The organism is Haloplanus salinarum (assembly GCF_024498175.1).
In the GTDB taxonomy this organism is placed as follows: Archaea; Halobacteriota; Halobacteria; order Halobacteriales; family Haloferacaceae; genus Haloplanus; species Haloplanus salinarum.
In genome coordinates, this window is record NZ_CP101823.1 from 2,762,249 (window position 1) to 2,788,862 (window position 26,614).

Here is a 26,614-nt window from a genome sequence, read left to right on the forward strand (position 1 = left end):
GTGGCGGACCGCCGTCGGCGATACCCGATTACGGCGTGTAGGTCGCCTCCCCGTGGAGCGTGCCGGTCGGATCGTCGACCTGCAGTTCGACCGTCCGCGGATCGCCGGTGGTCGTGGTGTTCGGCGTGGTGTAGTCGAGGCGGTAGGTCGGGGCGGTGATCTCGTCGACGAGATCGGAGAGGATCACGTCGAAGTCGGCCGAGGCGATGTCGATCCACGTGCCGTCCACGAGATTCGCGACTTCCCGTTTGGTGATCTCGCCGTCCCCGAACGTGAGGTCGGTCGAGACCGCGTAGTAGGTGTATCCGCTGAGGTACCCCTCGATGTCGGATCTCGTGAGATCGGTGAAGGGTGCGTCCGTGCCCTCCTCATCGACGTGGCCCGAGGCGTCCGTGATGTCGATGATGATCCGCTGGGCGCCCGACCGGTACGTCGAGAGCGCCGTGCCGCTGTCGGGGGAGAGATTCCGCGTCGCCACGCCAAGCGCGTCGAGGTTGTCCTCCGGGAAATCGTCACCCCCGGTGGCGAAGAGACCGTTCACGGCGGTCTGAATCGCGTCGGAGTCGGACGTGAAGTCGAGGTCGGTCTCGACCGTGTCTTTGAAGCTGACCAGCGCGTAGCGGGCGTCGATACCCTCCGCCTCGACGTCGTCGATGAACGACGTGATCTGGGACTGGAGCGTGCTGATCTCGTCGCCCATGCTCCCCGTGTCGTCGAAGACGAACACGATGTCGGCTTGGCGTTCCCCGGGGTTGAACGTCGCCGTCACGTCCTGATCACAGCCGCCCTCACAGAGCGCGAAGTCCTCGGAGACGAGGTCGCCCGCGTTGCCGGCGGCGGTGTCGACACGCACGAACGTACTCAGGTCCGGGAACGCCGAGGCGTCCGTGTTCAGGATGGACACCTCCGGATCGGTGGAGACGGTCGTGTCGAAGCTACACGGCTCGCACTCGGTGTCGACCGTCTGGTCGTTGTGACGGCACTGCTCGGTGTAGAAGCCGAGGTCGAACGAGACGGAGTCGCTCTGGATCTCGTTGGCGTGGTCGACCGGGAGCCACCACGAGAAGCCGATGCAGTGCTTGCTCCCCCCCGAGAAACAGTTGCGTCCCATGCCGCCGCCCTCCGACGCGGCGATGTCGCCGGTGAGGGGGATGCCGTCGCCCGAGGCGGCATCGGTGAGGAAGTCGGCGAGCGAACCGCCGGTGACGAGCCCCTCCGGACTGGTGCCGCGTTGCTGGATGTTGTCGCAGTTGTCGTCGTACCACACGGCGACGCGGATCTCCTCCAGGAGTTCGACGTCGCTGTCGGGGATCGCCGACGTCTCGGTGACCACCTCGTCCGTCGGCCCATCCTCGTCGGGATCGTCCGCCTCGGACTCGGTGGTGCCGTTTTCCCGTGCCTCCTCGAGGTCGCCCGTCAGCCAGACGAACCCGGGGTTGTCGCACAGGTGGAAGCTGAACGTGACTTCGCCGTAGTCGCCCGGCTTGACGTCCTCGAGGTTGAGGAGGGGGAGCGGGCCGGTACCGTCCCCGTCGTCGACGTCGTCGAACGTTGCCTCCCCCCGTCCCGACTCGCTCGAGTTGTTGAGCGTCCGGAGCGACTCGCTCGCGGTCGGGTCGCGGTCGTCGGGCACGTCCGCGAGGTCGCTGTCGGAGCCACAGATGGTCGTCGCGGCGTCCTGGATCCCGTCGTCGTCGGGGTCCGGATACGCCTCGATCGACGTGTTGTCCATGTATGCGTCGAGCGAGGAGTCGCCGTCGGTGCCGACCGAATCGTCGGATCGGACCCAGACGTCCGGCGAGGTGGATCCGATCGGGAAGGCCGTCCACGTTCCCGGAGTGCTGTCCGTCGGCGGCTCCATCCGCGTCTCGACCGACCCCCCGTCGACCTGTGTTTCGTCGGTCGACCAGTCGGAGTAGTGCTCCTCCCAGTCCATCTTCAAGTCGAGCGTCCCGGCCACCAGCTCGTTGTTCTCGAACGTTTCCTGATCGCTGAAGTACGCGCTGGTACCGAGGCCGGCACCCGCCGACGCGGCACCGATGGTACCGAGCGCGGCCAGCGCCTTCCGCCGTGAGAGTTCGAAGTCGTCGTTCATGTGTGCCACCCCCTTTCGGGGACGCTCACCGGTGGAGTCGAACCACCGCCGACCGCCGGTCGCCGGAGTGAGCCTATCGTGTTACGACCACCCATACCCATAGCTAATCGTCACTTTGTGTCGGTTAATCCGGAGTTTTCCGAGCTAACGGTCGATTATCGGTCGGCGCACCGGCGGGCGACGTCGCCCGAAGATAACCCGACGGGAGCGGGGTGCACCACCACGACCGGCGGGTTCGGCGCGGCGACGGCGGCGACCGGCGCCGTCGATCGGGGTCCCGGCCGGCCGAACGCCACGCTGACGGAAAGGATTATACGCGCCACGGACGCCTATCGGAGTATGAGCGTCGAGTTGCCGTTCGCCCCGGTGGACACGATCATCCGTCGGAACGCGGGCGACCTCCGGGTGAGTGCGGGGGCGGCGGAGGAACTCGCCCGGCGCATCCAGGATCACGGGGCGGACCTCGCCGCCGACGCGGCCGACCACGCGACGGCGGACGGGCGAAAGACCCTGATGGCCGCCGACTTCGGCGTCGAGCAGGTCGTCGACAGGGAGTCGCTCGAACTGCCCGTTGCGCCCGTCGACCGCATCGCCCGGCTCGAAATCGACGGTCGCTATCGCGTGTCGATGGACGCACGGATCGCCCTCGCCGACATCCTCGAGGATTACGCCGACAACGTCGCGGCCGCGGCGGCGACGCTCGCGGATCACGCCGACCGGCGAACGATCCAAGCCGAGGACATCGAGACGTACTTCGCCCTCTTCGAATAGATGCAGTTCGGCTACACCGAAACCTGTCTCGGGCACGACACGGGCGAGCGGCACCCGGAGACGGCCGACCGGCTGCGGGCCATCCGACAGCAGCTCTCGCGCCGGCACGCCGTCGAGTACGTGGCGGCCGATCCGGCCTCGATATCGGCCGTCACCGCGGTCCACGACGAGGAGTACGTCGACGAGCTACGGGAGTTCTGTGCGAACGGCGGCGGGAACTGGGACCCCGACACCGTCGCCTCCGAGGGGACGCTGGACGCCGCGCTGGCGAGCGCGGGACTGGCACAGTGGGCCGCCGAGCGCGCCCTCGCGGGCGACGACGGCCGCCGGACGCCGTTCTCGCTCGGGCGGCCGCCGGGCCACCACGCCGTCGCGGACGACGCCATGGGCTTTTGTTTTTTCAACAACGCCGCCGTCGCCGCCCAGACGGTCATCGACGACGGGGCGGCCGACCGGGTCGTCATCTTCGACTGGGACGTCCACCACGGCAACGGGACGCAGGACATCTTCTACGACCGCGACGACGTGTTCTACGCGTCGATCCACGAGCAGGGGCTGTATCCGGGGACGGGCGACGCCGACGAAATCGGCTCGGGCGCGGGGGAGCGGACGACGTTCAACGTCCCTCTCGAATCGGGTGCCGGCGACCCCGACTACCTGCTCGCGTGGGAGACGATCGGTGCGGCGGTCGAGCGGTTCGATCCGGACCTCCTGCTCGTCAGCGCGGGGTTCGACGCCCACCGTCACGACCCCATCTCGCGGATGCGCCTCTCGACGGAGGGGTACGCCCTCCTCACCGACGCGGTGCGGGAGACGGCCGACGCCGTCGGCGCCGGCCTCGGGTTCGTCCTCGAGGGGGGCTACGGTCTCGACACGCTCTCGGAGAGCATCGCGACCGTCCACGAGACGTTCGACGGGCGGTCGCCGGTCGGGGACGACGACGAGCCGACGGCGGCGACCCGCGACCTGCTCGACGACCTGCGGGAGCGCCACGACCTGTAGTCACGGGCCGGGATCGAAGTAGCGGGCGAGAGGGACGCCGAACTCGTCGGCCAGCGCGGCCACGTCGTCGCCGACCAGCAAGTCGTAATCCGCCTCCAGGGTCGTCTCGACGTGGGCGCCGAGTGCCACGTCGAAGATGGCGTCGCCCGCGAGGAGGTCCCGGGGCGTCGTGACCTCGCGCTCGCGTTCGACGACGTAGCGGTCGGCGTCGAGAAACGGGCCGTAGGTGTCGGTCCCGGCGTAGGCCTCGTAGAACCCGGTCGCGTGCTCGCGGACGTGAACCGGGGGGCCATCGTGGCGCTCGATGGCCGGGAGTTCGTCGACGGCGAGTTCGACCAGGAGGACCGCCCGTTCGTCGGCGAACGTCGCGGAACGGAGGGGGTCGAACCCCCGGCGTTCGAGTTCTCCGACGATTCCATCGAGGGACTTGCGAAGCTGTGGGTAGAGCTGGTCGTCCACGAGGTCCGGCGTCTCGAAGACGACGGCCACCGGGGTCGTGCCCCGGCGGTCGAGGTGGGCGCGGACCGCGTCGGGCTCCAGGGGGTCCGGCTCGGACGGGTGGAAGGGGTCCTCGCGGGGGTCGGCCAAGAACTCACGGGCGTGGTGCTGGAGGCGGGCCACGTTTTCGGCGGCGCAGACGGCGGCGACGTTGCGCTCCGGGTCGGTCGGGTCGACGACGACGAGCGGGTCGTCGAAGGTCGTCGTCCCGTGGGCTTCGGGGTCGTGCCGGACGGGCGGCTGCCAGTCGGCCGCGGCACGGAGGAGCGCCTCGAACCCACCGTACTCGAGGACGAGGAGTTCGGAGAGGTAGCCCGAAAAGCCGCGAGTCCGGAGGTCGCTGCCGTAGGCACCGATGCCGGTCAGGAAGGCCTTGAACAGGCGCACGTCCCGTTTCAGGTCGGGATCGAGGCGTTCCTGCAGGTAGGCGTCGTGGAAGGGTGTCCGGTCGACCGCCGACTGGATGGCCGTCGCGTCGTCGACATCGTAACAGGGGACGAGGTCGACGTCGAACCCCCGTACGTCGCCGGTGACGTAGGGGTGTTCGGCGTACTCCTCGTGGCCGTCGGGGAGGGCGGCGCGGCCGACGGCGAGCCCGTAGCGCTCCAGTTCGTCGCGTGCGAGGTCCGGCGGGAAACAGACGAAGAGGTCGATGTCGCGGTCGTCGGCGAGCCACGTGCCGCGGGCCGTCGACCCGACTTGGACGATCCTGGCGTCGACCGGTAGCTCCGAGAGGGCGTCCCGAACCCGAGCGGTCAGGTCGTCGACGGCGGCCCGGAGTCGCTCCCGCTCGGCCGGGGCGGGCGTCACGCGGTCGGCCACGCGCGAGAGCACCGCCTTCGAATCGCTCATGGAGGGGTCATCCGTCCGGTCGGGCGAAAGGGTGTCGGTCGCGTGTGACCGACCGACGGGGACCGGGTAAAAACGAAAGCCCTTTGAGGCGACTTCGACTATCGGAAATCGAGCCGTCGTAGCTCAGATGGTAGAGCACCTCGCTGTTAACGAGGTGGTCCCAGGTTCGAGCCCTGGCGACGGCGCCTCCTTCGACGTTACCCGCGGAGTCCCCGACTCATACTGTGTATTGTACGTCAGTACCGGTGGTTCGCCGGACTGTCCGAACCACCGGGACACAGTTACAATACTCCGTATCAGCCCTGCCACGTCCACCGCGAGTCGAGGACGTAGCGGTAGACTCCGCTGACGACGATACCCACGCCGTTGGCGACGAGGTAGGGGATGGTCACAGCGGAGACGAGGGCGTAGAGCACGCCGACCTGGATCGGGATGGCCGAGCCACGGACGAGGTTCGTCCGCAGGAGTCCCCGGCCGTACTCGCGCCAGCCGTCGTGTCGGGAGTCGTAGAACGTCCAGCGGTTGTTCACGCCGTACTGGAGGATGATCGTCGTCTCGATGGAGAGGACCGCCGCGATCAGATACTGGACGTTCCCCCACTCGACGAGCGTGCCGAGCAGGGCCGTCTGGAAGCCGGCCGCGGCGGCACCGACGACGAAAAACCGGCGGATCTGTGGGGCCTCCGGACCGACCAGGATCGCCCGCAAGAAGCGCCTGAGCATCGTCAGCGATAGCCGAGGGCTTCGAGTCGTGTCTCGATGCCCTCGTCGACGCCGGCCGCGGAGTCGTCGCGGTCGACCTCCTCCAGCATCGTCACGTGGTCGAGGACGGCCTCGCGGAGTCGGTCGCGAGCGGCGACGGCCGACGGGTCGTCGTCGTCCGCCAGGTCGGTTCGTTGCACGGGATCCGACCGGCGGTCGTAGAGCTCCTCCGCACCCGTCTCGGCGTTCCGGATGTAGACCCAGTCGGCGTCGCGGGCGCTCACCAGCAGGTCCCCCTCGTCGAGCGACCGGGGGATCGGTTGCTGGGTGACGTCCTCGCCGCGGACGGTGACCGTTACCACGGGGTCGTCCGGCGGTGCGACGTCGTCCCGGATCGTCGGAAGGAGACTCTCACCGACCCACTCCGGCGCGGGGTCGACCCCGAGCAGGTCACAGACCGTCGGTGGAACGGCGTCGAGGCCGACGTGGTCGGGGACGCGGCCGGCCGGGAGGCCGGGAACGTCGACCAACAGCGGGACCTGGACGAGTTCGTCGTAGAGCTTGGGATAGTGCGCGAGGTGGCCGTGGTCCATGAACTCCTCGCCGTGGTCGCCGGCGACGACGACGGCGGTGTCGTCGGCGAGACCCGCGGCGTCGAGCGACGAGAGCAGGCGATCCAGGCTGTCGTCGACCTGTCGGACCGCAGCCTGATACAGGGCTCGCAGGTCGGCGAGGGTGCGCTCACCGACCGACCACCCCAGCCCGGTCCGGACGTGGGCGATCAGCATCCGTGCCTTGCCGACGCGGCGGTCGGTGATCTCCCGGAGGTACCGCGGCGCGGGGACGTACGGCGTGTGGGCGTCCATGTAGTGGACCCACAGGAAGAACGGCTCGTCGCTGTCCTCGACGAACGAGGTGGCCGCGCGCTCCACGTCCAGCATCCGCGAGGCGTCGGTGAAGGGTTTCTCGTCGCTGCCGCCGCGGAGGCGGTTCCCGGCCCGGCGGAACGGCGAGGTGACGAGTTGGAGCCACGCCCCCCAGGTGGGGTGGGCGGCGACGAACTCGCCGGCGCGGCCGTCCGTGCCGCCGCCGACGAACGCGTCGAAGTCGTCGAAGCCGTCGTCGTACCCCCAGTGCTCGGTGAGGAAACCGTTGGCGGCGTTGAAGCCGCCGGTCGCGACGCCCGCCGATCGGAGCCGTTCGGCGAGGGTCGTGGTGCCGTCGACGCCGATCCGGCCGGTGTCGGCGAAGGCCGGCCGGGAGGCGAGGATCGACGGGAAGGACATCGGCGTCCAGTTGCCGTGAGCGAAGGCGTTCTCGAAGACGGTACCCCGGTCGGCGAGTTCGGCGAGTGTCGGCGTAGCGTACTCGCCGCCGTAGGGTTCGATGGCGTCGGCACGCAGGGAGTCCACGGTGACGAGAAGAACGTTGGGGACGGGCGTGTCTGTCATATGAGCGGTTGTCGGCGACAGCGATGGCCGTCGATGGAGCCGACCCGACACCGTCGACGACCGCTGTTACCCCGAGTTTGAACGACGACCGTACTCAAGGTTTTGATCGTCGGCTGTCAACATCGGCGGGTGACGTGGAGCGATCCGGCGGACGGAAGACGGCGTCCGGCACGTTCAAGACGCCGGAGCGTGGACGAGCGTAGTAGGGCCCTTAGCTTAGTCCGGTTAAAGCGCCCGGCTCATACTGGCCCGCGACGGCACCGTCGCGGTCATGGGATACCGGGTGATCGCTGGTTCGAATCCGGCAGGGCCCATCCGGAGAACTCTCAGTTCCGGGCCGATTAGAAAACAGGCAATTCGAGGCTTCTAAGTCCTGTTTTCGGTGTTTCAACCACCATCGAGTAACCCCCGCTGAGACGAATGTCTACTGTTCGCCTGTTGGGGGACCTCGCCGTCGGGCGAAACTCCAACTCGAAAATAGCGCACGATTCCGCTCCGTCGCGAAGTCGTTCTCGGTTCGCTGGTCGGTCTCGCTGCATAGTCCAGTCGCTTCTCTCCCGGTAGTAGGTCGACACATGTCGCCCACCCACCACCTCACCCTCCCGTATAGGTGGTGTGTGCGGAGCGAGCGGCTGAGCGACCCTCCTTGTGGGGGTCCGAAGCCGCTCGACCTCGACCGTCCACCGCAAGCGGCGGAGCGGCCCCCTCACATGGGGGCCCGGAGCCGCGCACGCCGCCGATCGGCGGAGAGGCGGCGAACGAGATGCGGTGCGGTTGCCGTAGACTCCTCGGTATCGCCCAGTGACTGACTCGACCGGCCCGGTATCGGATCGGTCGCACGCCCTTCGTGAGTTGCTACTATACCGATGAGTACCGCTGGCTCCATCTCCGACGGATGTAACACATCCCCCCTTAGTAACTACCTCCTCGAAGAGTTGGAGTCAGAGGGCCTGCTCGGCCGTGGGCAATTACTCGATGGGTCATACACTGACCGCGATCAAGATCGCGCACGTCTCCTTCAACTGGTCGCAGAACACCCAGAGGGTATTATACGCTCTCGTCTCGTCCATGTCGGACTATACGGAATCCGGCTCTACGGTACTGATCCGTGGCGAAACACCGCCGGGTTCGCTGACCTCGACTACTATAATGCGCAAGAGCGCCACGACACGGCACTCGACAAGATTTCAGAGAAAACCTCGACCGTGAATCAGCTTGACGGTAGCGACTCAGAGTACCAGTTTACGTACAGATTTACGAAAGCCGCTGAGGAGGCCGATTTCGTCCGTCTCGAATCCTCAGGCTCGACAACTACCGTCCACCCGACACTGCGGCTTCTTGACTTGATTTCATCAGGCATTAGTGAAACAGAGAATCCCGACGACGGAACAATCTCCGATCGTAATTTCGTTCGTAGAATGCTTTCCTCCGTAGATTCGCACCTTTCAGACGCTCAGAAAGCAGCTTCCGCTGAGGGACTTCTTCGTTACATCCGGCGCATCGATGACTATCGGCTGGCTTTCGATGTCCACGTTCGCTCTCGGAAAGGCACTGAGACGCGCAGGATGACCAAGGAGTACAAGACTCGGTTCAACTCCGAGGATCGTCACGGCCGCTCGTTTGCACGGTTACAGGATTCACTAGACGCACGCACCGAGCCCGGCGCTACTGCGGCCTTCATGACGGCCACAACTGATCCTAACCTACACGACTCGCTGCTCGATTCGATACAGAATATTAATCCGAATTTCCACCGGCTTCAGCAGTACCTCTCTTCGGACCCGTCGACGAAAGATGATACTCGGAAAGTTGGTGTTCCCGGCTGGCGTCCGGACTTGGATGGCGAAGTTACCGGTCGGCCGCGTGAAACGCTCGACTACCTGAAAGTCCTCGAATTCGCCTCCGGTGGTCTTCCACATCTGCATACGCTCTATTTCAACCCTCCGCGGCGCGAATCTGATGGGATGCCGTGGCTGATCGACAAAGGGGAGTTGTCGCAGAAATGGTCCGATTACGGGCAGGGTTCCATTGTCGACGTTCGGCCGCTGGTGTTTCGAGACGACCTCCGCCCAGCTGGTGACCCGGACGATCCCGATGACGACGGTCTTTGCCACCTCGTTCCGTATGTCGAGTCCTCACTTGAACAGATAGGCGCGTCGACGTTCATACAAGGGTGTACCGAGGAGACAATCCTCAACTGGTACCGCCGAGAGCACGATCTCGATGGCGTACGATTCAATTCATCTGAGGGATGGGTCGACTGGTACCGCTACGGTGATAACGACCTCTCCCGCGAAGAGGCCGCGAAACGGGCCGGAAAGCACGATCTCGTCGATATGGAAGGCGATAATGAGGTTATTTTTCAGAAAACTGCTGGCTCATATCTCGGAAAGTATCTGAGTGCTACCTATGGGGCGCTTTCAAACGTGACTGAGTCGTTCGAAGACCGAGAAACGCTAACATCTGGAGAAGACGACTCGAAAGAGGCTGTCTGGAAACTGGCACTCTATTGGGCGACAGATAAGCAATTCTGGTCCACCTCACGCGGTATTGAGCGAGCAATTGATCCGGAAGATCAGGGGCTAGAAGATGATATTCGCGAGGCTGCTGAGTGGGCGGCTCAGGATACGGTCCTTAACCTATCTCATGCATACGCTGAAACGTGGGTTCATGAGCCCAATCTCGACGAACTCATCGAATCTGGTCGGGCACAGGCTACACTCCGCGAATTGGCTACCGACTACTGGATCTCGATTGATTACTGTGGTGCTTTCCCATACTGGGATATGCCTGTACAAACGTCACAAGCGGTGTCTCTGGAAATTCTCGAAGAGAATGTAAACGATCCAGATAGTCCCTCTATCGCCGAGGATGCTGATCGACCACCACCATTAGCACAGGTCTGGGGAGAAGCTTAGTGCTGCTTCAACTGTTGACTTGCAAGTCTCTCAATTGCTGTAGTGGTATAGGTGTGCAAGACTCAGAGGATTGAGCTCAGCACGCTGATCGTATTTATTTCGTGATGTTAGTGCTGAACTATCCGTATACCGAGTCGGCAGACTGAACGCTCAAAAATTAGGTCAGGCGTCCACAAAATATTAGATACTTAATAAATAAAGGGTCGGACTCGTCGCTAATTTACTCTTCACCGACGGAAAGAAGCTGTAATATACTTGGATATTAGACGCAATAGTGAACATTACATGATTAGTTTCACTGAATGGCTCTCTGAGAGCGTCTCCACACTCCGGAATGGAGACCGATCACTACCGGCACGGCTTCTACGGCCGGCTTATTATATTTATGTCGGTGGATTACTCACCCTCAACCAATACGTCACGTACGGGACGAATATTTACGATCGGGAGTGGGACGTGCTTCTCATCCTTGATGCCTGTCGAGTCGATGCATTACGCGAGGTTGCAGAAGAATATGATTTTATTACGGAAGTTGAATCGATGCGTTCCGTCGGAAGTACCTCTTTTGAGTGGTTAAGCCACACATTCACTACTGAATATCGAGATGAAATCAGCCGAACTGCCTATGTGACCGGAAATGCCTACTCTGAGCGAGTGTTCGGACAGGGTGGTGAAACTGGATCGGCCGCAATACCCTTTGGTCCAGCGGAGTACGACGTAGTCGCTCCCGACGAATTCGGTTATTTAGAGGAGGTATGGCGTGCCGACATATCCGATGAATGGATTGTTGGCGAGGGTGAACAGACTGGGCGGCATCCCCGATATATCACAGATCGAGCGATTTCCGTTAAACGTTCTATCGACCCGGAGCAATTGATGGTTCATTATATGTATCCACACGATCCGTTCCCATTAGCTGGAGAGGATCTCTATCGACCATTCGAGGCGCTTAAGTCCGGAACCGCCTCGCGGGAAGAAGTGTGGAATGCTTATCTTGATACGCTCCGCTTGGTTCTCGATAGCGTGGAACTGCTGTTAGAAAATATAGATGCCGACCGTGTAGCAATCACTGCGGACCATGGCGAGGCGTTCGGTGAGTATGGCTTCTATCGACATGTTATCGGCTGTCCGATACCCTGTATGCGTCAAGTACCATGGGTCGAGACAGTAGCGACCGATGAGGCAACTTACGAGCCGACGGCACCTGCTCCTGAAAGCGATCTCGGCGTTGAAGAGCAATTAGAACACTTGGGCTATCTGTAGCGGGTGATTCAAATTGGAGGCTTTCGCGCTAAGTATGCGCTGTGTATCTTGCAGGGTTTCAAAAATATGAACTATATTTGGCAAGTTGATAGCGGGGTAGTGTACCTGCAAGTTCGGGGGTGAATCTACACTGAGTCTGTTTTTAGGGTGGTAGACCTTGTAGAATATAGCCCGCACCCAGCTTGGATATTTTATATTTTCCTCGACTTTCTTTTTCAACTAATCCACCGGCGTTTAATGCATTCAGACGACGCGAAACCCCTGCACGGGACCGATCAATATTGTCCGCGATCACCGCCGGCGTGAGAGTGAGATTCGACCGCATCAAGACTAACAAAATGTCTCGATCGGTCTCTGTGATCCACTCGTAATCTTCTCGATCCTCCCTGAGCCACATCTCTTCTGCTTCAGAAAAATCAGGAACCCCATCTATGACTATCTCAGTAAATCTTTCAGGAATCTCGGGGTCGTCCTCTTCTTCGCTGTCGGCCATATGACTTCGATCACCGCCTACACAAAAAGATGTTTCCCGTTGATTGACCTCCAAGTGCTGATCATTAATTAGTGATAAACACTAAGTGACCTCGGATTAAACTCGGTGCCTGAGAGCTACCTAGTCGGTCTGTGGTGATTCCGTAGGTCTGTGAGAAAGGCCGTGCTGGTACCACGGCCACGGTAGTTCTCGTGACCAGTATGCACGGAACCACCGCGGGGCTTTCCAGCCCCAAACAATCGGACGTATCGATCAGTGAAAACTCCGACGGGAATTGTTCCTACTGCGGAGATCATGCAGATGGGATTGACGCACTCCGGCGGACAGCCGTCTGTCAACGTTGCGCCCGAATACTGTCTGAGTGGGGTCGCTGCAAGAACTGCAAGAAAACAATCACTCCACAATCCCCCAATAGACTCCCGTTCTATGACCGACTTGTCCACGGTTACTTCGCCCACTTTCTGTCTGCCCATGTGGATCGCTCAGAATGGGGCCCTCAGGAGGAGCAATGACCGACGACCTCCAGCCGCTCTCGCCACCCGAGGGCATCGAGATGTACCTCGAAGCTCGTCGCGACGAGTTGAGTGATGGAACTCTGAGCGGTCAGAAGTACCGTCTTGATTCTTTCCTCCAATGGTGCAAGGAGGAAGAGCTAGAGAATCTGAACGAGCTTGACGGTCGCGATCTCTACCGGTTCCGTGTCTGGCGTCGAGAAGGCAACGGTGACGGTCGTGAGCCGATTACACAGGTGACCCTTCGAGGTCAGCTCTCGACGCTCCGTGCATTCCTCCGCTTCGCTGAGGAGGTCGACGCAGTTCGCGAAGGTCTTCGCGCGGACGTGCCGCTCCCGACAGTGAGTAGCGGCCAGAACGTGAGTGATACCACTCTTAGCCCCGATCGAGCGGGAGATATTCTGGAGTATCTGAATCGCTACCACTACGCAAGCCGTACACACGGGATTCTGCTCCTGATGTGGCACACCGGCGCGCGGGTTGGTGCGATTCGCTCGCTGGATCTTGCTGATGTCGATCTCAGTAACGATCGACCGGGTATTCAGTTCCGGCACCGTCCGGAGACTGACACGCCGCTGAAAAACAAGGAGAAGGGGGAACGCTGGAACGCGATCAGTCCAAACGTGGCTCGGGTTCTTCAGGACTACATCGACGGACCACGCGAAGAGATGCGCGACGAACACGGCCGTTCTCCGTTGTTTACCACCGAATACGGTCGTCCATCTCTGACCACGTTCCGAGATGCGGTGTATCGAGTCACCCGTCCCTGCTGGCGCGGGGCCGAGTGTCCGCACGATAGAGACCTGGACAACTGCGAGGCGACTGATCTGGTTCACGCGAGTAAGTGCCCCTCGTCTCGATCTCCGCACGACGTTCGGAGCGGTCGGGTGACTGCATACCGTCGCGAGGACGTTCCCCGACGAGTTGTCTCTGACCGGCTGAACGCGAGTAGCGATATCCTCGACGAACACTACGACCGTCGGAGTGCTCGTGAAAAGGCAGAGCAACGGCGCGATTACCTCAGAGACCTATGACGGATCAGGTTTCAACCCACCAGGGGAGCAGTAGAGAAGCGAGGGGTAGCGAAAGCGCAGTACGTCGCTCCCGGCAGGGCCCATGAGAACCGCCGAGCGACGGCGAGGCGTGTTCGAATACCCCCGCGGATTCGAAGCAGGGAGTGGAGCGGGCGACGCGAGCGGAACGACCGAGGTTCGAATCCGGCAGGGCCCATCCAGAGTTTACACGATTCTGAGCTAACGGATTCAACCGTGTGACTGCCTGAAACCCATATTTCCACTTTTGCCGAGCCGAACATAAATTTCTGGCAGTCTGGAGTTCAATCATACTGTGAATGCGGGTCGCCGCTGTCGTGCCTTCGTTGATCACTGAGAGCGATACCCCCGTAATCATTCGCTCGTTGTGGGGGGCAACACGCGTTTGGAGCGCCGTTTCCCCTGTTATCCCTCTCTCGCTGTGGGGGCTCCACAGCTGCGAACTGCTAGTAGGTCACCACGGCGACGCATCAGATGTACACTGACTATCTGCCACGAATGGCGTGACCGATACAGAGGATGTAGTCAGCACGGGGACTGCGTTATTTTCTCAAAATGAATCCTGAACCAACCGATAGAACTTGCCTGCGTAGTTATCGACCGTCTCGGATTGCCACCGAGAAATATCAGAAATACATCAAAACGGGTACCCTCCCCTACGCTAATAGTAATTCAGGGACCGATGCAAGGACACCGAGGAAGACAACGAAGGTACCGACGGCTAGCATTCGAAGTGTTCCTGCTGAACGTCGTCGGTCCGGTGGCAGCGACTCGGCGACTCCGGAGAATCCAAGCCCGATAGCAAAAAAGACGAAAAAGTCAGAAGCGTTGAGCACGACAGCAGTGTACACCCAAATAAGGAGGCAGATGAACGATAAGAACAACATGATGAGCCCCTTCCTTCGTCCATCTGGCTCACGGAACACCATCTGTGGAAGTGACTCCATATGTACCAGCAATAGTTCGGCCCTGTAAAGCGTGCGGATAACTGAAAACCGGCCTGTACTTTCTCTTTCATCTGCATCTTCCACCGATCTATTTGCCAGCTCCAAATAGACACCACTGTTTCACTGTGCTCGGTAAGAGCTCCAATAATATGATACAAAATGAACGTACATGCTGAACGATTCGCGCAGGCGTCTTTACCGATACGAGCGCTGTATTCAGCAGCGTCCACAAGATCTCCTCAGTTTCTGTTAGTAGTGAGTTGCGAGATACAGAGAGTGAATTCAGCAATCAGATATGGTCTATGCCGAGCGAATTTTTCTATAGAACCACACATTCATAATATGGATTCCCGTGCTGGCGAAGCATCTTTGCTGACGCACCGTCTATGTCAGTCTATCACCAGAAAGAAACTCGAATCAGAGGTTAGACAACTTTATGAGCACCTTGCAGCGACCCGAGAGCGCCCCATCGAACGGGAAGCGAGCCGGTGGATCGGCGAAGCGGAGGCCATCACTGATGATCTGGTCGGCCCTGAGATCGCAGATCTCGATTCAAGTGTGATTCAAAATAGGATTGGACATGTCGCAGAACTACTCTCGAACATCGAAGGGACTGGCGATTCAACCGCCAACGAACACGTTGAAGCAGCCCGCGACCTCGCCACCACGATTCTGGAACCCAACACGGAGTAATCAGAGTTTTGTAAAAACCATCGCTGATCCGTATGTACCTCTACAAGATACGCGCTCTGTATTCAGCAGGACTGCTGAAACCTATCACCAAGCGATGGTTTCAACAAGGCCGATCTGTTGGCGCACCCGCCAGGGAATCATAGTAATGTGAAACCAAGTCGAACATTTATAGATTTGCCAAGGGGCTGACGAGAGGGGCTACCATCGTCGCTCCTTCTGTGGGTCTCCCTACGAGTAGTCCTAGTTGAGTCGTGTTGGTAGTGAAGAGCGCGATTCGGACCGGGTTACACCGTGCGGTGTGTCTCTACTGTTTCTGGGGCGTATCCAGCCTTCTGCAGGTTCGTGAGGACTTGGTTGATGGTTTCGAGGGTGTCATACAGGTTTTCTGTGGTGCGGCCGCTGCTGAGAAACCCGTTGCTGTCAGTGTTCTCGACGAGGAGGTTGGTGTGGGCGACGTCGTTGCGTAGGTCAGTGACATCGTGAAGTCGGGAGTCTGCACCGCCTTTCGTCGAGAAGCCGCACGCTTGCCAGCAGGCTTCGACGCTGGTGACGATGGTTTCGAGCGTGGAGAATTGTGCGTAGTGGAGTTCGGCTAACGCGACGTTGGCGGCTTGTGCGTCTTCGTACCGGTCTTCGATGTCGTCAAGTTCGTCTGCGGTGACCGGCGTGGTTTTCCAGTCCGGTTTCTTGTCGAGGATGAGTTCGCGGAGGTGTTCTTCGAGGTAGGTGATGCGGTCGAAGAGGTAGATGCGCGCTGGGGCGGTGTTGAGATCGGCGCGGGTGAGGATACCGGTGACGTGGTTGTGGCCGCCGAGAAAGTAGACTGGGTTCTCAATGAGTGCGGACAGGATGTCGGTGAACGAGGTGTCTCCGCTGATCATGTAGCCGATGGTCAGTGGGGTGAGGTGGTCGTCGAGGGTATCGCCGTCGTCGTCGGTTGTGACGTCGTCTTTGTGGATGAATCCGATTGGGTCGTCGTTCGCGTAGACCGGGGCGGCGTCGTAGCCGTTCTCAGCGAGCCACTCGGCAGCGGTACTTGGTGGCGTATCATGTTGAAGATGCTCGACAGAGCGAGTGGCGAGTTCGGCTGCGGTGCAGTCGTAGAGATCGCGGGGCATATCGCTCGGTGGGGAGCCGAGGGTAGTCAAAATGAGGGTGAAGAAGTGAAGGGGAGAAGTGCCGATCCACCACAAAATTAATGTCTATAGGACATATATTTCTATTTAATTATGCTTGAAGGGCATTTTGAATCGGCGGGGGCGAGTATCGAATACGGTGCTACTGGCTGCCTCTTCCCCGTCGATGAACTGGATGCGACAGTCCTCCAGTACCGAGATGCCCAGATCGCGCTCGACGATGTCAATGGATCAGATGTCATCGTCGTCGCCCCGACGAGTCTTGCAACCAGTTACTTCCTCACCCAGCACGCACTCACCGCAATCCCGGTCGACAGTCTCTCCACTGCGGTTCAGACCCAGCTCGCTAACGAACTTGACGACCCCGTAGATACGTTCGAGCTCATCCAGATCGGCAAGTGGAACCGAGACAGTCCAAACCACTCGCTCACTGAATTCACGAGCGTCTGAACCCGGTCTGCAGACGCACAGAACCCAGAAATCCCCACCAAACGACTTCGAATGACTGAGACACTCGCCGATGAGTATCCGGAAGCCGCCCCGTACATCCAGCAAGCTGTCGACGAACACGGCGAAGACTGGGTGCTGGAGAATTACTACCAGCAACTCTACCCGCTTGGGAGACTCATGAAGATGCCCGAAAAGGACGAACTCCCGTTCTACGACGCGGACAAGCACGACACGATGACGGAGAAGGAACGGATCGAAATGTATCAAGCGTGGGCCGAGTATCGAGAAAACCTCCGTACCGGAACGAAACCTAACGAGTGACTCCCACCCTACATTTTTCTCAGCGGTAGTTCTTGAGTGACGTATGGATTTGGATCGGGCGTGTGGTGCCCTCCTTGGGCTAGCGTGTGGGGATGCGCTTGGCCGGCCAGTCGAGTTTACGTCTGCGTCGGAGATCAGTGCTAAGCACGGCCGGCTTGACGAGATGGTCGGGCACGGCACGTGGAACCAGCCAGCCAGGGTGAAAGTAGAATGCTAATCTGCAGTAGTGCGTGGCCGGTTTCGGCCTGTTGAGGATGAATCTGATAACGAACGAAACAGAGTCTCGGACAGTTGAGTGGGCGACACCCACGCCAGGTGGTGGTGAGTATCTGGATACCTTGGTATTGAGCCGTGACCAAGCACGTGAGTATGGTGACGAGCTTATGATGTCCTTACAGGTGGATGGAGGGATGCTGCAAGAGCGGGGGATAGATCCCGCTGAGCCGTTTGCGTGGAAGATTGAAGACGGGGAGTTGCTGATAAGCAAATCTCACGTCAATCGTTCGAAACCGTTGTAGAGAGCGACCGAGGCGATGCCAAGTACGCCAATCAAGTACTAGACTACCGAGCGAGACGAAGGGTAGGCGACCCACGGTGGTGGTCGGTCGCGTCGATCGGAATCGAGACACTGGTCGTTCTCACGGTCGCTAGCGGTCATAGTGAGTCGTTTCTGCTGTCACCGATTATATTCAGAGAACAATTCTCGAATAGCCTATTTCTAGTTAGCCTATTCTAGATTAGTCTATTCGAGTGTTTTATTTGACTGGACGCCAGTCAGAGGATATGGAGCGCTTCGTGGATCGGGAGGACGAACTCGGCCGGCTTCGAGATTGCTATGCGTCGGATGACGCCGACATGGTCGTGATTTTCGGGCGTCGCCGTCTTGGGAAGACCGAACTCGTCCGTGAGTCACTGGAAGGCCGCGATGACGCCGTCCTGTACCAGGCAACTGAAACAACTCAACAGATCCAACTGGATGCGTTCGTGGACGTGGCGGCAGAGTCGTTTCCAGGAATCGACCGGATCGAGGATGAGTGGGAATCACTACTCGGGTATCTCGCTGACCAAGATGCGGTCGTCGTGCTGGACGAGTTCCCATACCTGATCGATGCCGACGAGAGCCTCCCATCGGTGATCCAGCGACTGTGGGATCAGGAGTTGCGTGACACTGGCGTGACCCTCGTCCTCATCGGATCCTCGATCAGTATGATGGAGGAGGCGACGCTCCTCGGGAACAGTCCGCTGTACGGCAGGTTCACTGAGAAGATCGATCTCCGGCAGCTCGATTTTGTCGCCGCGCGCACGTTCTTCCCCGAGAGCTATACCCCCGAACAACTGCTGCTCGCGTGGGGTGTGTTTGGCGGGACCCCGTACTACTTGGACGGCGTCGAACTGGACGACGACCTCGGAACGGTCGTTCAGCAGTCGCTGCTGTCACGGCAGGGATTCCTGCACGACGAGCCGGAGTACGTGCTTCGCACCGAATTGACCGAGCCGAACCGGTACTTTGCCATTCTGAAAGCGATCGCGGCCGGGAACGCGACGTCGAACGAGATCGCGCAAACGATCGGGATCGACGGCAAGCAGATTTCGACGTACACGCAGAAACTGGAGCGGCTACGACTGGTCGAACGTGAGGTGCCGGTGACGGAGGACAAGACGAAGTCACGCCGCGGACGGTACCGGATTCTCGATCCGTTGTTCAGGTTTTGGTTCCGGTTCGTCTACGGCAACGAAGACCGGTACGAGCGGTTGGGCGTCGACGCCTACGAGACGGTCATCGAACCGGAGCTTGCGGACTTCGTGAGTCGGGAGTTCGAAAACCGCTGTCAAGCCATCCTTCCTGAGTTCTATCCCGATCTGAGGTTCACCGATATCGGCCGCTGGTGGTACAACGAGTACGAGGTGGACGTGGTTGGGTTCGCTGCAGACGGGACGATGGTGACGGGGGAGTGCAAGTTCACGTCCGCGCCGCTCGATTACAGCGCGCTCGCCTCGCTCGAAGAGCATACTGAGGAGATTCGATGGTCGCCCGATGGGAGCGAAGTCAAGCACGAGTATGCCCTGTTCGCCCGAAACGGGTTCACACAATCCGTTCGGGATGCAGCGGCCGACCGCGACGATCTGCGGTTGTTCGACCTCGAGCGGATCGTCGACCCAAGGGCGTCGCACTAGAGGAGTCGAAGGGTTCGAGGTCGGTCATCATTGGTCTGTCTGGGTGAAGGCGACAGAGGACGAATTCAAACCACGCAGTACAGCGACTGAAAGCGTTAAAATCGCTTGCTGGCAGGGGACGAGTTTCTGGATACGCCCCGGCAGGCTCCATCCCACTTTTTACTCGGTCGCGGTTCGAATCCGGCAGGGCCCACCCCACCGTTTCCTCGATCGCTCCGTCGCCGTCGACCGGCTTCGAGGCCTGTGATCACCCTGACGAAAGGGTGGTCGTCCTCGTCTCTCCACCCATCACCGATCGTCGAACAGCGCTTGGAGGTCGTCCCGGAGGTAGACGATGTCGTCGTAGCGGTCGCCTTTCGCCTTCGCGAGCGCGTTCGACAGGACGTTGCCCAAGGCGTCGGGAACGTCCGCAATCTCACTCGGCGGCGTGGGCCGGTCGTTTTTGACCATATCTATCACCTCGAACGGTTGGCCCTCGAACGGTGGTCGTCCCGTGAACAGTTCGTAGAAGACGGCGCCGAGTTGGTAGACGTCGGTGATGTCGTCGGTGGACCCGTACGCGTCGTCGAACTGTTCGGGAGCGGCGTACGCCACCGACATGCCTTCGACGCTTTTGGAGTGTTCGAGCAGGTGTTTCGAGAGTCCCCAGTCGGCGACCTTCGGCACGTCCCACGCGTCCGCGACGGAGCGAAACAGGACGTTCGCCGGTTTCAGGTCGAGATGGGCCACCCCGCGAGGGGTGTGGCGTGTTCGGCGTCCGGTCGGACGCGGTATCCGCTTGCGCCGTGCATCCCATCCGTCTCGGAGAGACAGCGGGGATGCCCCCAGTCGCCGGTTTCCCGGCGTCCGGGCACGGGCCGTGCCATCGGCCTGCCTGCCTTTCGTGCCACGGTGAGCGAGCACAAGCGGGCGAGGGTCGCTTTTTACCTGCCGTGTCACCACGGCCTCGGAGGCGCCCTCTCGGGAACGGTGTAGTAGCCTTCGTCGTCCGGGCGGACCCCAATCCAACCGCCAGTTTTTGCCCGTTGTGCTTGACCACGGATACGCTGTCCGAGGGCTTAATTCCGGGTGGATACGACGAAGCTGTCGGATTCATCCCCGCGCTAAAACACGGCGCTTTCCCCTCGAACTTCCGTAACGAGTTTCGACGGAACTGCACCGTATGGAGTGTGAGCAAATCTCACGTGGGGAAGTACGTTCGCCCCCATCGGGACGGCGTGGCGTTGTTCACGATCGACACGCAGAACGACTTCACGCGGCCGGGCGCTCCGGCGGAGGGCGAGGGCACCGCCGAGGCGGTGTCGCGGATGCGGCGTCTCGTGGAGGCGTTCCAGGGGGCAGGAGCGCCGATCGTCCGCGTCGTGCGCCTGTACGAGGCCGACGGATCGAACGTCGGCCAGTGTCGGCGGGCGGGGATCGAATCCGGCGCGGGAGTCGTCCGGCCCGGAGGGCGCCGAACTGGCCGTGGAGTCGAAGCCGTCCGCGGACGTGCGCCTGGACGCCGATCGACCGTTGCGAGGAGAGTGTATAGTAGCGATTGAAACTGTTTGCCCAGCCGATCGTACGCAGTACTGCGATCGGCCGTGCAATGACTTTCAATCGCTACTATAGGCGGTGGGGCCCGCGGAGTGGACCGCGTACAAGCCTCGGTGGAGTGCTTCCCGCCGGACGAACCTCGACGACTTCCCCGCCGCCCGGTCGATCGACACCGTGGTCGTCCGTGGCTGTCACTTCCCGGACTGTCCGCGAGCGACGAGTTGGCGGACATCGGCGTGGCGGTGTGGGAGACCGCGGACGTCGTCGGATGGCTGTCGGGGGAGAGAGTCCGGCTGCCACGCCGATACCGTCGCGCGGCTGTCGTCGATCAGGTGGCGTGGTACGCCCGAAAGGGAGGGTCGACCGAAGCGCGGTTTTTGGCAACTCGCCCCCGGATCCGATCCGGTTCGCCGACTCTCAGTACCGGAGGACGGCGTCGGCGATACCGGCGGTCTGTCCGAGGCCGACCAGCGCGACCCCGACGAGCGTGAGCGACGGGGCGGCGGCGTAGACGACCGCACCGACCGCGGCGACCGTGCCGCCGCCGAGGTACGCCGGCGCCGGACCGTCGATGGCGCGGCCGGTGTGGAGCAGTCCGAGCGCCGGGAGGCCCATCCAGGCGTACAGGGAGACGGCGAGGAGGGGATCGCGGCCCGTGACGAACCCGGCGACGCCGAGGACCGTCGCGGCGAAGCCGACGACGACGATCGTCCGCCACGTCCGGAGGACGCCGGTGGACATTTCGGACCACCCGGTGATGGCGAACGTCGCCAGCAGGGCGGCCATCACGACGTGGGCGACGAACATCGCGTGGGCCGAGACGAGGTCGGCGTGCGCGCCGGCGACGACGATCCAGGCGAGGGGGACGAGCAGTCCGGGGCCGGTCTCGCGGAGGCGACGGAACATGGCGGGGTGTGGGGCGGGCGTCGCAAAGAACGCTGTCGTCGCGGACGAGGTTCAAGTAGGATCGGGCGGCCACGGACGTCCGTGATCGCGTTCTCGGCGCTCGCCCGGGCGGCGTACTGTCCGCGTCAGCACTACTACGCCGAGCACGACGAGGAGGCTGATCGACCGCCCCCGGCGGCCCGCGAGCGGCAGTTGCTCGCCTTCAGGTATCCGGAACTCAGGGCGGCGGACGACGCGACGTTGTCGGCCGAACCGATCGAGCCCTCGCCGGCGGCGTACCGCCGTGTGCTGGATCGGGTGGCCGAGCGGGCGGACTGGGCGGAACTGATCGACCCCGCGGCCCGCGAGGTGGTGCTGGAGGGGCGGGAGTGTCGGGGTGTGGCACACAAGCTCCTGTCGGGGGACGGACCGCCGACGCCGACGTTCGTCTCGCCGGGGCGACCGCCGGAGCAGGGGGTGTGGCGCCCCCAGCGGGTGCGGGCGGTGGCGATGGCGAAGGCGTTGGCGTGGGAGCGCGAACGCGAGGTGCCGTCGGCGCTGGTGGAGTATCCCGCCCACGGCGTCGTCCGGCGGGTCGAGCTGACGACGCGGAACAAGGCGGCGTTCCGGCGGACGGTCCGGACGGTGCGAGGGATGGAGGGGCCGCCGCCGCGGATCGACGACGAGTCCAAATGCGAGGCCTGCGAGTACCGCGAGGAGTGTGGCGTCCGGTCGCGGTCGCTCCGGTCGTTGCTCGGCCTCGGTTGAGCCTACGGGAGCCACGCCTCGATCTCGTCGGCCATCGCGCCACGGCGGTGGATCACGCCGCGGTCGGGGTCGACGACGGTGCTCTCGGTGCCGGGCGTCTCGCCGCCGTCGACGACGACGGCCACCCCGTCGCGGACCCGGGGATCGAGGTCGGCGACGCGGGTGACACTCGACGCACCGGAGCGGTTGGCGCTGGTGGCGGTCAGCGGCGGCGTCCGGTCGAGGAGCGCGAGCGCCGTGTCGTGATCGGGGACGCGCACGCCGACGCGATCGCGGCCGGCGGTGAGCGCGTCGGGCAGCGTCGGCCGCCGTTCGACGACGACGGTGACGGGGCCGGGGAGAAAGCGGCGCATGAACCGCTCGGCGCGGTCGGTCGGCCGGGTGTGTTCGAGCGCCGCGTCGACGTCGGGAACGCCGAGGGAGAGCGGCTTGTCCCGCGGCCGGTCTTTCAGGGCGAACACGCGTTCGACGGCGTCGGGATCGGTGGCGTCGGCGCCGAGGCCGTAGACCGTCTCGGTGGGGTAGACGACGGCCCGGCCGTCGCGGACGGCGGACGCGGCGTCGTCGAGCGCCATCAGTCGACGAGCGCGCGGATCTCGCGTTCGAGGTCGTCGTACGGCGGGAAGTCCGGCCACTCCTCGGCGACCCACGCGTACTGGACGGTGCGGTCCGTATCGATCAGGAAGGTGGCGGGACGGGCCTCGGCGACGCCGGCCATCCCGTCGAGGTCGTGGGCGACGCCGTAGGCCTCGGCGACGCCGTTCGCGGGGTCGGAGAACAGGTCGAAATCCATGTCCCGCTCCTCGATGAGTCGCTTGTGGGCGTACGGCGTCGAGATGGAGACGCCGACGACGGTGCAGTGGTCGCCGAGTTCGCGGTCCCGGAGTTCGTTCCAGATGTACGTCGCGGGGAAGGAGCCGTCCATCGGGTGGAAGACGAGACAGACGGGACCGTCGGCGGTCAGCGCGGAGAGGCTGGCGTCCTCCCAGAACTCGGCGTTGACGAGGGGGCGGGTGAAGTCGGGCGCCTCGTCGCCCTCGGCGACGTGGTCGGTCGGGGGGAGGTCGACGACCTCGAAGTCGACCATCAGTCGGCACCCCCCGTGGCGTCGACGAGTCCATCGCCGTACGTCGATTCGAGGTAGTCGACGACGTTGGCGGATTCGGACATCGTCACGCCGGTTCGCTCGTCGACGATGGCGGGGACGGGACGCGACCCCGCGACCCGCTTGACGACGTCGCGTTCGGAGTGCATGGGTTCGACGAACCGCGACGTGTACTCGAGGTCGAGAGCCTGGAGCGTCCGGACGACACGCTCGCAGTACGGACACGCCTGCAGGCGATACAGGGTGATCGGGGGGTCCTCGTCGGACATGGACACGCGTAGGGCTGGCGACGGCCTAAGCCCTTCGCTCGGGCGACGAGGCGGCGTGAGGGCAACGCTTAATTCGGGGCCGTGAGTAGGGAGAGTAGTTCCATGGGTTTGTCGCCGACAGCGAGCGCCGCGGGAGTCGGACATCCGGCACAGATCACCGACGTCGTGCCAGTGACCGATACGACCGTCACCATCGGCGGATCGATCGCGATCCTCGTGTTGATCGGTCTGTCGGCGTTTTTCTCCTCCTCGGAGATCGCCATGTTCTCGCTCGCCCGGCATCGGGTCGAGGCACTCGTCGAGGACGGCGTCCCCGAAGCCAGGGCGGTACAGGAGCTGAAATCCGACCCCCACCGACTGCTGATCACGATCCTCGTCGGCAACAACATCGTCAACATCGCCATGTCCTCCATCGCCACGGGGCTCTTTGCCATCTACCTCTCCCAGGGGCAGGCGGTGCTCGCCGCGACCTTCGGGATCACGACGCTCGTCCTCCTGTTCGGGGAGAGCGCGCCGAAGTCCTACGCGGTCGAGAACACCGAGTCGTGGGCGCTGCGGATCGCCCGGCCGCTCAAGTATTCGGAGTTGGTCCTCATGCCGCTGGTGATCGTCTTCGATTACCTGACCCGGGTCATCAACCGCGTGACTGGGGGACGGTCGGCCATCGAGACGACCTACGTCACCCGCGACGAGATCCAGAACATGATCCAGACCGGGGAGCGCGAGGGTGTCATCGAGGAGGAGGAACGCGAGATGCTCCAGCGCATCTTCCGGTTCAACCGCACCATCGCCAAGGAGGTGATGACGCCGCGACTGGACATGACCGCGGTCCCGAAGGACGCCGACATCGACGAGGCCATCGAGACCTGCGTCCAGAGCGACCACGAACGCATCCCGGTCTACGAGGGGAACCTCGACAACATCATCGGCGTCGTCACCCTGCGTGACCTCATCCGGGAGAAACATTACGGCGAGGGGGACGGCGACCTGATCGACGTGGTCCAGCCGACCCTCCACGTCCCCGAGTCGAAGAACGTCGACGAACTCCTGGAGGAGATCCAGGAGAACCGGATGCGGATGGTGATCGTCATCGACGAGTTCGGCACCACGGAGGGGTTGATCACGCTGGAGGACATGGTCGAGGAGATCGTCGGCGACATCCTCGAGGGCGACGAGGAGGAGCCCTTCGAGTTCGTCGACGACGACGTGGTGATCGTCCGCGGCGAGGTCAACATCGACGAGGTGAACGAGGTGCTGGGTCTCGATCTGCCGGAGGGCGAGGAGTTCGAGACGCTCGCGGGCTTCATCTTCAACCGCGCCGGGCGTCTGGTCGAGGAGGGCGAGACCATCGACTACGACGGGATCACGATCCGGATCGAGCAGGTGGACAACACCCGGATCATGAGCGCGCGAATCACGATCCACGACGAGGAAGACGACGAGGGGACCGCCGAGGAGACCGAGGCGGAGGTCGAGGGATAGGTCGGGAGCGTCGGCCGATCAGAGCGCGTCGATGAGGGTGAAGGCGGCGAAGGCGACGACCAGCGCGAGGACGAGCGACCCGATCCACGCGAGCACCGTATAGAGCATCTTGCGGCGGCTGACGCCGCTGCCGCCGGCGGCGTAGCCGGACCCGATGATCGCCGAGACGACGATCTCGTTGAACGAGACGGGGATGCCGAAGGCGACGGCCGCCTGTGCGATGGCGAAAGAGGGGATGAGCGCCGCGATGGACCGCCGCGGGCCGAGCGAGGAGTAGTCCTGTGCGAGCGCCTTGATCATGCGCGGGGCGCCGGTCCACGAGCCGAGCAGGAGGCCGAACCCGCCGCCCGCGAGCACCGCCGGCAGGGGGATCGCCAGGTCGTCGAGCAGCGGGACGAGGGGGCCGATGGCGAGGCCGACCTGGCTCCCGCCGGCCGAGAAGGCGACCAGGCCGCCGAGCGTGAGCAGGAACCGCCGCTGGGTCGCCTCGGGATCGGTGACCAGTCCCCGGAAGAGAACGGCGGTCACGAGGAGCGCACAGGCGAGAGCGACGGCGGGCGTGCCGCCGGGGACGCCCGTCCCGAGGGTGCCCGCGATGGAGCCGGCCCCGCCGGACGGGCCGAGCAGGGCGAACTCGATGGTGGCCACGAGGGCGCCGACGAGGCCGCCGAGGGGGGCGATGACGTACCGTTCGGGGACGGAGGGCGAGCGGAGGAGTCGCGCGGTGCCGTAGGCGATGCCGCCGCCGACGAAGGGCGTGAGCACCCACAGCGTCGTGATCTGTCGGTACTTCGCCCACGCGGGGTCGCCGCCGAGGGCGAGGCCGACGCCGACGACGGCGCCGGTGACGGTGAAGGCGGTGGCGATGGGGTAGCCGGTGAAGACGCCGATGGCGACGAGGATGGCCGCGGTGAGCAGGCCGACGATGGCGGCGGTGGCGGTCAGCGAGACGCCGCCGATCAACTCGGTGCCGACCGCCTGGGTGACGTTCGCCCCCTGGAGGACGGCGCCGGCGAAGCCGAGTAACCCGACGACGAACCCGGCCCGCATCACCGAGATGGCGTTCGCACCCACCGCGGCGGCGAACGGCGTCGACCCCGAGGAGCCGGCGCCGATCGCCCACGCCATGAAGAGACTCGCCAGTGCGGCGACCACGAACGTCAGCAGCGTTCCGGTAGCGACCATCGGTTCGTGCCGTTCTGGGAGAGGGGGGTACTAAGGGGTACCGGGCGACGGACG

Annotated in this window: 26 protein-coding genes, 2 tRNA genes and 1 pseudogene; 15 read left to right on the forward strand and 14 right to left on the reverse strand. The window is 62.7% G+C overall.

What is annotated here, in order from left to right:
• Nucleotides 1-28: 28 nt before the first annotated feature.
• Nucleotides 29-2,095, reverse strand: a complete 2,067-nt coding sequence (locus NO364_RS14480; RefSeq protein WP_257627887.1) for a vWA domain-containing protein — start codon at nt 2,093-2,095, stop codon at nt 29-31.
• A 339-nt stretch (nt 2,096-2,434) separates the two neighbouring features.
• On the opposite strand from NO364_RS14480, the gene NO364_RS14485 reads away from it, so the two are divergent.
• On the forward strand, nt 2,435-2,866 hold the full coding sequence (locus tag NO364_RS14485; protein WP_157690203.1) for a histone family protein: 432 nt from the start codon (nt 2,435-2,437) through the stop codon (nt 2,864-2,866).
• Nucleotides 2,867-3,868 (forward strand): histone deacetylase family protein, encoded by a 1,002-nt coding sequence (locus tag NO364_RS14490; RefSeq protein WP_257627888.1) that lies wholly within the window; start codon nt 2,867-2,869, stop codon nt 3,866-3,868.
• On the opposite strand, the gene cca is transcribed toward NO364_RS14490, so the two are convergent.
• Nucleotides 3,869-5,218, reverse strand: coding sequence for a CCA tRNA nucleotidyltransferase (cca, locus tag NO364_RS14495; protein WP_157690201.1), 1,350 nt, complete (start codon nt 5,216-5,218; stop codon nt 3,869-3,871).
• Between the two features lie 112 nt (nt 5,219-5,330).
• Between cca and NO364_RS14500 the strand changes: the two genes are divergently transcribed.
• A tRNA-Asn gene (locus NO364_RS14500) sits at nt 5,331-5,403 on the forward strand.
• A gap of 111 nt (nt 5,404-5,514) precedes the next feature.
• Here NO364_RS14500 and NO364_RS14505 read toward each other — a convergent pair.
• Both NO364_RS14505 and NO364_RS14510 read right to left on the reverse strand, forming a co-directional pair.
• A complete protein-coding gene (locus NO364_RS14505) occupies nt 5,515-5,940 on the reverse strand; it encodes a GtrA family protein (RefSeq protein WP_257627889.1) in 426 nt (141 codons plus the stop codon).
• Between the two features lie 2 nt (nt 5,941-5,942).
• Entirely contained in the window at nt 5,943-7,370 is a 1,428-nt protein-coding gene (locus NO364_RS14510) for a sulfatase family protein (protein WP_257627890.1), read from the reverse strand.
• Between the two features lie 205 nt (nt 7,371-7,575).
• On the opposite strand from NO364_RS14510, the gene NO364_RS14515 reads away from it, so the two are divergent.
• The 3 genes from NO364_RS14515 to NO364_RS14525 all read left to right on the forward strand — a co-directional run bounded on the left by NO364_RS14515 (nt 7,576) and on the right by NO364_RS14525 (nt 11,551).
• Nucleotides 7,576-7,684: transfer RNA gene (locus NO364_RS14515), tRNA-Ile, on the forward strand.
• 552 nt (nt 7,685-8,236) lie between these two features.
• Complete coding sequence (locus NO364_RS14520; RefSeq protein ID WP_257627891.1) at nt 8,237-10,288, forward strand: DUF8148 domain-containing protein; 2,052 nt, start codon at nt 8,237-8,239, stop codon at nt 10,286-10,288.
• A 456-nt stretch (nt 10,289-10,744) separates the two neighbouring features.
• Nucleotides 10,745-11,551, forward strand: coding sequence for an alkaline phosphatase family protein (locus NO364_RS14525; RefSeq protein WP_257627892.1), 807 nt, complete (start codon nt 10,745-10,747; stop codon nt 11,549-11,551).
• A 142-nt stretch (nt 11,552-11,693) separates the two neighbouring features.
• Here the strand turns inward: NO364_RS14525 and NO364_RS14530 are convergent, their stop codons facing one another.
• On the reverse strand, nt 11,694-12,044 hold the full coding sequence (locus tag NO364_RS14530; RefSeq protein WP_257627893.1) for a winged helix-turn-helix domain-containing protein: 351 nt from the start codon (nt 12,042-12,044) through the stop codon (nt 11,694-11,696).
• 508 nt (nt 12,045-12,552) lie between these two features.
• Here NO364_RS14530 and NO364_RS14535 point away from each other — a divergent pair.
• Nucleotides 12,553-13,590, forward strand: a complete 1,038-nt coding sequence (locus NO364_RS14535) for a tyrosine-type recombinase/integrase (RefSeq protein WP_257627894.1) — start codon at nt 12,553-12,555, stop codon at nt 13,588-13,590.
• A 674-nt stretch (nt 13,591-14,264) separates the two neighbouring features.
• Here NO364_RS14535 and NO364_RS14540 read toward each other — a convergent pair.
• Complete coding sequence (locus NO364_RS14540) at nt 14,265-14,555, reverse strand: DUF8011 family protein (RefSeq protein ID WP_157691216.1); 291 nt, start codon at nt 14,553-14,555, stop codon at nt 14,265-14,267.
• Nucleotides 14,556-14,897: 342 nt separating this feature from the next.
• Between NO364_RS14540 and NO364_RS14545 the strand changes: the two genes are divergently transcribed.
• Nucleotides 14,898-15,248 carry a DUF8152 family protein gene (locus tag NO364_RS14545; protein WP_233255235.1) on the forward strand — a complete coding sequence of 117 codons (351 nt, stop codon included), beginning with the start codon at nt 14,898-14,900 and terminating at the stop codon, nt 15,246-15,248.
• Between the two features lie 284 nt (nt 15,249-15,532).
• On the opposite strand, the gene NO364_RS14550 is transcribed toward NO364_RS14545, so the two are convergent.
• Nucleotides 15,533-16,366, reverse strand: a complete 834-nt coding sequence (locus NO364_RS14550) for a CBS domain-containing protein (protein WP_257627895.1) — start codon at nt 16,364-16,366, stop codon at nt 15,533-15,535.
• 111 nt (nt 16,367-16,477) lie between these two features.
• Here NO364_RS14550 and NO364_RS14555 point away from each other — a divergent pair, with 111 nt between their 5' ends.
• The 4 genes and pseudogenes from NO364_RS14555 to NO364_RS14570 all read left to right on the forward strand — a co-directional run bounded on the left by NO364_RS14555 (nt 16,478) and on the right by NO364_RS14570 (nt 19,330).
• On the forward strand, nt 16,478-16,834 hold the full coding sequence (locus NO364_RS14555) for a DUF8165 family protein (RefSeq protein WP_257627896.1): 357 nt from the start codon (nt 16,478-16,480) through the stop codon (nt 16,832-16,834).
• Nucleotides 16,835-16,885: 51 nt separating this feature from the next.
• On the forward strand, nt 16,886-17,155 hold the full coding sequence (locus tag NO364_RS14560; protein WP_157690196.1) for a DUF8110 family protein: 270 nt from the start codon (nt 16,886-16,888) through the stop codon (nt 17,153-17,155).
• 43 nt (nt 17,156-17,198) lie between these two features.
• A pseudogene (locus NO364_RS14565) lies at nt 17,199-17,351 on the forward strand (ADP-ribosylglycohydrolase family protein); the annotation flags it as partial.
• Nucleotides 17,352-17,938: 587 nt separating this feature from the next.
• Nucleotides 17,939-19,330, forward strand: a complete 1,392-nt coding sequence (locus NO364_RS14570) for an ATP-binding protein (RefSeq protein WP_257627897.1) — start codon at nt 17,939-17,941, stop codon at nt 19,328-19,330.
• A gap of 288 nt (nt 19,331-19,618) precedes the next feature.
• On the opposite strand, the gene NO364_RS14575 is transcribed toward NO364_RS14570, so the two are convergent.
• Complete coding sequence (locus NO364_RS14575) at nt 19,619-20,059, reverse strand: serine/threonine protein kinase (protein ID WP_257627898.1); 441 nt, start codon at nt 20,057-20,059, stop codon at nt 19,619-19,621.
• Complete coding sequence (locus NO364_RS14580) at nt 20,041-20,196, reverse strand: hypothetical protein (protein ID WP_199243632.1); 156 nt, start codon at nt 20,194-20,196, stop codon at nt 20,041-20,043. The genes NO364_RS14575 and NO364_RS14580 overlap by 19 nt, the downstream gene beginning before the upstream one ends.
• 303 nt (nt 20,197-20,499) lie before the next feature.
• Between NO364_RS14580 and NO364_RS14585 the strand changes: the two genes are divergently transcribed.
• A complete protein-coding gene (locus NO364_RS14585; RefSeq protein WP_257627899.1) occupies nt 20,500-20,871 on the forward strand; it encodes an isochorismatase family protein in 372 nt (123 codons plus the stop codon).
• A gap of 412 nt (nt 20,872-21,283) precedes the next feature.
• Here NO364_RS14585 and NO364_RS14590 read toward each other — a convergent pair whose 3' ends face one another.
• Entirely contained in the window at nt 21,284-21,772 is a 489-nt protein-coding gene (locus tag NO364_RS14590; RefSeq protein ID WP_157690184.1) for a hypothetical protein, read from the reverse strand.
• 81 nt (nt 21,773-21,853) lie between these two features.
• Between NO364_RS14590 and NO364_RS14595 the strand changes: the two genes are divergently transcribed.
• Complete coding sequence (locus NO364_RS14595) at nt 21,854-22,519, forward strand: CRISPR-associated protein Cas4 (protein WP_233255234.1); 666 nt, start codon at nt 21,854-21,856, stop codon at nt 22,517-22,519.
• Nucleotides 22,520-22,521: 2 nt separating this feature from the next.
• Here NO364_RS14595 and NO364_RS14600 read toward each other — a convergent pair whose 3' ends face one another.
• From NO364_RS14600 to NO364_RS14610, 3 genes are read right to left on the reverse strand one after another with little or no spacing between them, the layout of a single operon-like run.
• Complete coding sequence (locus tag NO364_RS14600; protein WP_257627900.1) at nt 22,522-23,094, reverse strand: L-threonylcarbamoyladenylate synthase; 573 nt, start codon at nt 23,092-23,094, stop codon at nt 22,522-22,524.
• Nucleotides 23,094-23,606: a redoxin domain-containing protein gene (locus NO364_RS14605; protein WP_157690182.1), complete on the reverse strand. Its 513-nt coding sequence runs from the start codon at nt 23,604-23,606 to the stop codon at nt 23,094-23,096. The genes NO364_RS14600 and NO364_RS14605 overlap by 1 nt, the downstream gene beginning before the upstream one ends.
• A complete protein-coding gene (locus NO364_RS14610; protein WP_157690181.1) occupies nt 23,606-23,893 on the reverse strand; it encodes a glutathione S-transferase N-terminal domain-containing protein in 288 nt (95 codons plus the stop codon). The genes NO364_RS14605 and NO364_RS14610 overlap by 1 nt, the downstream gene beginning before the upstream one ends.
• Before the next feature lie 102 nt (nt 23,894-23,995).
• On the opposite strand from NO364_RS14610, the gene NO364_RS14615 reads away from it, so the two are divergent.
• Complete coding sequence (locus NO364_RS14615) at nt 23,996-25,375, forward strand: hemolysin family protein (RefSeq protein ID WP_257627901.1); 1,380 nt, start codon at nt 23,996-23,998, stop codon at nt 25,373-25,375.
• 18 nt (nt 25,376-25,393) lie between these two features.
• On the opposite strand, the gene NO364_RS14620 is transcribed toward NO364_RS14615, so the two are convergent.
• The gene (locus NO364_RS14620; RefSeq protein WP_157690179.1) at nt 25,394-26,560 is read right to left on the reverse strand and encodes an inorganic phosphate transporter; all 1,167 of its coding nucleotides are present in this window, start codon (nt 26,558-26,560) and stop codon (nt 25,394-25,396) included.
• Nucleotides 26,561-26,614: the final 54 nt, after the last annotated feature.